Source organism: Pseudogracilibacillus amylolyticus (SeqCode), from assembly GCF_051918545.1.
GTDB lineage: Bacteria > Bacillota > Bacilli > Bacillales > Amphibacillaceae > Pseudogracilibacillus.
Map to the genome: position 1 here is coordinate 1 of NZ_JBPPZG010000221.1, position 6,216 is coordinate 6,216.

The 6,216-nt window shown below is 34.4% G+C and carries 5 protein-coding genes; all 5 read left to right on the forward strand.

Features of this window, described 5'->3' with window-relative positions:
* On the forward strand, nt 1-361 hold a 361-nt coding region (locus ACPYKA_RS17760; protein WP_479543539.1), incomplete at its 5' end, for a DUF1444 family protein.
* 278 nt (nt 362-639) lie between these two features.
* Nucleotides 640-2,787 (forward strand): DNA translocase FtsK, encoded by a 2,148-nt coding sequence (locus ACPYKA_RS17765; protein WP_479543540.1) that lies wholly within the window; start codon nt 640-642, stop codon nt 2,785-2,787.
* Between the two features lie 48 nt (nt 2,788-2,835).
* The gene (locus tag ACPYKA_RS17770; protein WP_479543541.1) at nt 2,836-3,954 is read left to right on the forward strand and encodes a nicotinate phosphoribosyltransferase; all 1,119 of its coding nucleotides are present in this window, start codon (nt 2,836-2,838) and stop codon (nt 3,952-3,954) included.
* Nucleotides 3,955-4,166: 212 nt separating this feature from the next.
* Nucleotides 4,167-5,471: a UDP-N-acetylmuramate--L-alanine ligase gene (gene murC / locus ACPYKA_RS17775; RefSeq protein ID WP_479543542.1), complete on the forward strand. Its 1,305-nt coding sequence runs from the start codon at nt 4,167-4,169 to the stop codon at nt 5,469-5,471.
* A gap of 297 nt (nt 5,472-5,768) precedes the next feature.
* Nucleotides 5,769-6,176, forward strand: a complete 408-nt coding sequence (locus ACPYKA_RS17780; protein ID WP_479543543.1) for a DUF948 domain-containing protein — start codon at nt 5,769-5,771, stop codon at nt 6,174-6,176.
* Nucleotides 6,177-6,216 lie beyond the last annotated feature (40 nt).

Here is a 6,216-nt window from a genome sequence, read left to right on the forward strand (position 1 = left end):
TGCATTGTTCAACCTTCGCTCATTAACATTGGATTATAAAGTAGATCAAGTTCAAGGAAATGATTATTATTTTATTGCTACTCAAGATGGATATGATGCAAGCAGGATTCTTAATGATACATTTTTGGAAGAAATGAAACAAAAAACAAGCGGAGACTTAGCAGTTGCAGTTCCTCATCAGGATGTTCTTATTTTAGCGGATATTCAAAATGACATTGGATATGATGTTTTGGCTCAAATGACGATGAAATTTTTTGCAGAAGGTCGGATTCCGATTACTTCTCTTCCTTTCATTTATGAAGATAAAAAATTGGAGCCGATTTTTATCATGGCGAAAAATAAACCGAGGAATAATGATTAGAAAACTTGGCGTGCGTTAAAAAACATGCCCTCTTCACTAGGGGTAAGCGTGATGTTAGGCAGAGAGCCTGTTCTTAGCGGCCTTCCTAAAGAGCCGTAACTGGCGGTGACTAGGTGATGTTGCATTTATGCTTTATTAAGTGCAAGCCTTTATGGCGAAAGCCAAAGTTGCCAAAAAATGATATTATCATTAAATAAAGATAACGTCTGCCCAAAAAGTGAAAAAACTGTTAAAATAGAAAGTACGAGTACGATAATCACTAAAGCAGGTGAACATGGATGTGGAAACAGTGGAAGAAAAAAGTAAGCAACTTTTTCTTTGAGGAGATTGTTATAGAAGAGGAAGACGAAGGGATAGAACAAGAACCAAATAAACAAAATGTAAATACACGTGATGTGAATACAAAAATAGCCTATCAATATCCTAAAGATCAAGATACTCCTTTTCGTTTCCCGGTGATCCCAGATGAAAATAAATTAGAAAAACAATCCAAAAACAACAAAATAAGGCGCAGAAAAACGGCATCTCCTTATCAGAAAAAAAATAATGAAACAGATCCACTTATTTATGGATATAAAAGAAATAAATTTGGAAATGAGCTTGAAGAAGTTCCAGCTTATTTACGGAGAAGAAAAACAAATCCAGAAATATCTAATCCGAAAAAAAAGATTACAGAAACCAAGCCAAAAGAAAATATTGTCAATCCGCTGGCAGGATCTACGAGACCAGAAGAACTAGATCGGATTTTTCGAAAACGGGATAGAGTTTTTGAAGAAGAGGTTGTGAAAGAAGAAACTATTGAAGTTAAATCAGTCAGTAAAGAACCTACTCATTTTGAACAAAAAAGTGAGCAGTCAGATGTTACCGACATACCAGAATTCTCAGAGCAAAATGATAGAAAGAATACCGAGCATGATTTGCTTCATCATCAAAATCTCGACATAATTGAAGACATTCAACAAGACTTACATCAACAAGAGGACGATGATATTCAGATCGAAATTAATGAGGACTTAGAAATAGAGCCTGATATTCCTAATTATTTATTAAATGATCGGGTAGAACCAAATGAAGATGATTCAAAATGGTTACAAGAACAGCAATCATTGTTAGAACAAACACTCTCTCACTTTAATGTTAATGCGAAAATCGTTAATATAACTCAAGGACCATCTGTTACCCGGTTTGAAATACAACCGGAACTTGGGGTTAAAGTTAGTAGAATTCGTAATTTAGCCGATGATATTAAGTTAAATCTTGCAGCTAAAGACATTCGAATTGAAGCACCAATACCTGGGAAAAACACAGTCGGTATTGAAGTACCGAATCAATTTCCTCATGTTGTGACGTTACAGGAAATAATTGAGACAGAAGAGTTTGAAAGAGAAATTTCACCACTTACTATTGCGCTGGGACTCACTATTGAGGGTAAACCACTCATTTCAAATATCGGTAAAATGCCACATGGTTTAATAGCAGGAGCTACAGGCTCGGGGAAAAGTGTTTGTATTAACGCAATTTTATTAAGTCTATTGTATAAAGCTAAAATAGATGAAGTAAAACTTTTATTAATTGATCCGAAAATGGTCGAACTAGCTCCGTACAATGGGATACCTCATCTTGTCGCTCCAGTAATAACAGACCCTCAAGCGGCTACGATGGCGTTAAAATGGGCTGTAAATGAAATGGAAGAGCGATATGAAAAATTTGTTGAAACTGGAGTAAGAAATATTGAAAAATATAACGAACGGATGAGAGAGCATAAAAAAGAAAAGATGCCTTATTTAGTCATTGTCATTGATGAGCTTGCAGATTTAATGATTGTTTCGCCACAAGAGGTAGAAGATGCTATTTGTCGAATTGCCCAAAAAGCCAGAGCTTGTGGAATTCATTTGCTTCTCGCTACACAGCGACCTTCCGTAGATGTTATAACCGGGTTGATTAAAGCGAATATTCCTACGAGAATTGCATTCAGTGTTTCATCGCAAGTAGATTCTCGAACAATAATCGATACGAATGGGGCAGAAAAATTACTCGGAAAAGGGGATATGCTCTTTATCGAAAACGGTGGTGTGAAGAGACTTAGATTGCAAGGCCCTTTTGTCTCAGATGAAGAGATTGACCGAGTTGCAAATTATTTACGCTCTATCGGCAAACCGAATTATTTATTTGAGCAAGAACAATTGCTTATTGAAGTAGAAAATGAAGATGAAGATGAAGATGAATTATTAAATGAAGTGATTTCTTTTGTCGTGCAACAAAATCAAGCAAGTACATCCTTATTGCAAAGAAGGTTCAGAATAGGGTATAATCGAGCAGCACGGCTAATTGACGCATTACAAAGTAGAGGAATTGTATCCGCGCAAAATGGCTCTAAACCTCGTGAAGTTTTAATTACAAAATCACAAATTGAAGAATTAATTTAGAACTTTCTTAGTCCCAATAAAAATGAATAATAACAAGGAGTTTCCAGGATGAAAGAAATAGAACAGAAATTACAAGGTAAAATTAGTCGTTTAACTAATAAAACATTTAAATTCGATAACCGAATTAAAGAAGGCTGGTTTTCTGCTGTATATTTTTTGAAAACAAGAGAAATCGTTAAAGAAAAATTACCTAATAATATTGTAACGATGCAGTTTTTCCAAAAAGATGATGCAGTCCTATGTGGAACAGATGAGGCGATTGCTTTATTACATACTTTTGCGGATAACCCTGAGGAGTTGGAGATCAAGTCACTAAAAGATGGGGATAAGATAAAGCCATTTGAAACAGTGTTGACAGTAACAGGACCGTACCAGAATTTCGGCTATTTGGAAGGGATCATTGATGGAATTTTATCTAGAAGAACTTCTGTTGCGACAAATGTATATAATGTGGTAAAAGCTGCAAGGACATCTGGAAAACAAAAACCAGTTATTTTTATGGGAGATCGTGATGATCATTATACACAACAAGCTGGAGATGGATATGCAGCATTTATCGGAGGATCTACCGCCCAAGCAACTCACGCAATGAATGAATGGTGGGGGAAGGAAGGTATGGGGACAATGCCTCATGCATTAATCCAAATGTTCCGTGGTGATATTGTTGCAGCTTCAAGGGCATATCATGAAATGTTTCCTGATGATGACCTGATGGCGCTAGTTGATTATAATAATGACGTCATCACGGATTCATTGAAAGTTGCTCGTGAGTTTGGAGAGAAATTGAATTCAGTACGATTGGATACATCTCGAACCTTAGTAGATAAATATTTTTTAAGAAACCATCATTTAATGGGAACGTTCGACCCGCGAGGCGTAAATCCTGAATTAATTTTTGCCCTAAGAAAAGCTTTAGATGATGAGGGATTTACTTATGTTAAAATTGTTGCTAGCGGTGGTTTTACAGAAGAACGTATTGCCTATTTTGAAAGCAGAAATGTACCTGTTGATATGTATGGAGTCGGAAGTAGTTTACTTAAAATAAAGATCGGGTTTACGGGTGATAATGTGTTATTAAACGGGACACATTCGGCAAAAGAAGGAAGGAAATACCGTCCAAACCCACGATTAGAAGAAGTAACATATAAAGAAAACAAACTCTATTAGAAAATGAAATTGGTTAACAAATACAACTTTACTAATAAGCTCAAGTTTTTCAGGTGTAATAAGAAAATTTTTTACTACTCATTGGTTAAGACTAAAAAGTGTCTGGGACTGCGTTCTCGTTTGGCCAATTGTTAAAAATTGTGCTTGTTAGTATGAAGGCTTTTGTCATGTAAGAGAAAAGCCAAGTTTTCTAATATTTTTGGAGGTTAGTTATGACAAATTACCATTTTATTGGTATTAAAGGAACTGGAATGAGTGCATTGGCCCAAATACTTCATGATTCAGGAGAGAGTGTACAAGGGTCTGATGTTGACAAATATTTTTTCACACAAGAAGAATTAGAGAGAAAAGGCATACCTATTTTGCCATTTTCAAGTGAAAATATTAAAGAAGATAGTACGATTATTGCAGGTAATGCATTTTCCAATGAACATGTTGAAATAAAAAAAGCCCGAGAACTTGGGGTGACTTTTTATAAATATCATGAGTTTTTGGGAGAATGGTTAAAGAGATATACAAGTATCGCTGTTACCGGATCACATGGGAAAACATCAACAACTGGATTATTGGCACATGTTTTGGAGCAAAGTTTTAAAACATCCTATTTAATCGGTGATGGTACTGGAAAAGGTCATGAAAATAGTGATTATTTTGCTTTTGAAGCTTGTGAATATAAGCGACATTTTTTACACTATAAACCAGATTATGCGATTATGACAAATATCGATTTTGATCATCCTGACTATTTTGCAGATATTGATGATGTATTTAATGCATTTCAGTCCATGGCAGACCAAGTGAAAAAAGGAATAATTGCTTGTGGGGAAGATGAATATTTACAACAATTACAAACGAAAGTACCGATTATTTATTATGGATTTTCAGAAGCAAATGATTTTCAAGCAAATAATATTCATGAGACTGATAATGGTACAGAGTTCGATGTTTTTGTTCGGAATACTTACTTTGATACATTCCACATTCCGCTATACGGAAATCATCACATTCTAAATGCACTTGCAGTTATCGCATTTTGTCACTATGAAGAAATGGACAAAAAAGTGATGAAAGAATTACGTACTTTTGGTGGAGTGAAGCGACGATTTTCAGAAAAAGTGATTGGAAATCAAATACTTATCGATGACTATGCTCATCATCCAATTGAAGTAACAGCAACGATTGAATCGGCTAGAAAAAAATATCCTAAAGAGAAAATCGTTGCCATCTTTCAGCCGCACACATTTACAAGAACAAAAACATTTTTAAATGATTTTGCGGAAAGTTTAAACAATGCGGATCATGTATTTTTATGTGATATATTTGCATCCGCTCGAGAAGAGACAGGGGATTTAACGATAGATGATTTACTAGCAAAAGTAAAAGATGGCAGGTTATTAACGTTAGATAATGTAGAGATATTAAAACAATTTGAAGATAGTGTGTTAATTTTTATGGGAGCAGGGGATATTCAAAAATTTCAAACTGCTTATGAAGAAGTTTTGCAATTAAATATGTAAAGCGTAAGAGTGTTTAATTACAATACAAAGGTGTTTGCATAGTAAATGAGCTATGTAAACACTTTTGTATTATAAGGTAGGGATAGATAAACGAATTTTTGCGTAAAATAAACAAGACATTTTTCTCTTTTTTTCAAAGAGAATTTTGTTAAAAGTTGAAATAAATTGCCAAAATAAGCTAGTATATATGTATAGCCATTTATAATGTTTTGTCATGAATTGATCGGGGTATTAAATTAAGAAATAAATATACATACCTAGTAGTAAAATATTAACAAATAAGAGGAGTGAATGGAGATGGCAGCCGCATTATCGATAGCAGCAATAATTGTAGCTTTAGCATTTGCTGTACTAGTAGTTTATTTAGCTCAAACATTAAAAGCAACACAACGTACGTTAAACAACGTAGCAGATACAATGGAAGGAATGGAGAAACAATTAGAAGGAATCACAACGGAGACGACTTTATTACTTCAGAAAACGAATGATTTAGCTGAAGATGTAAACTATAAAGTAAACCGTTTAAATAGTTTATTTGAGGGTATTAATGAGATTGGAGAAACATTTAATAATCTAACACATTCTATTAAAAGGCTTTCAACAAACATTTCAAGGTCGGCTGACGATGATGTGGAAAAAGCAACAGAAGCTGTAAAATGGACTACTGCTATTTTTAACGTTTGGAAAAATAGAAATAATAAATAGGGAGGAATGAAGCATGTCAGAATGCAATAATGATGGTAAA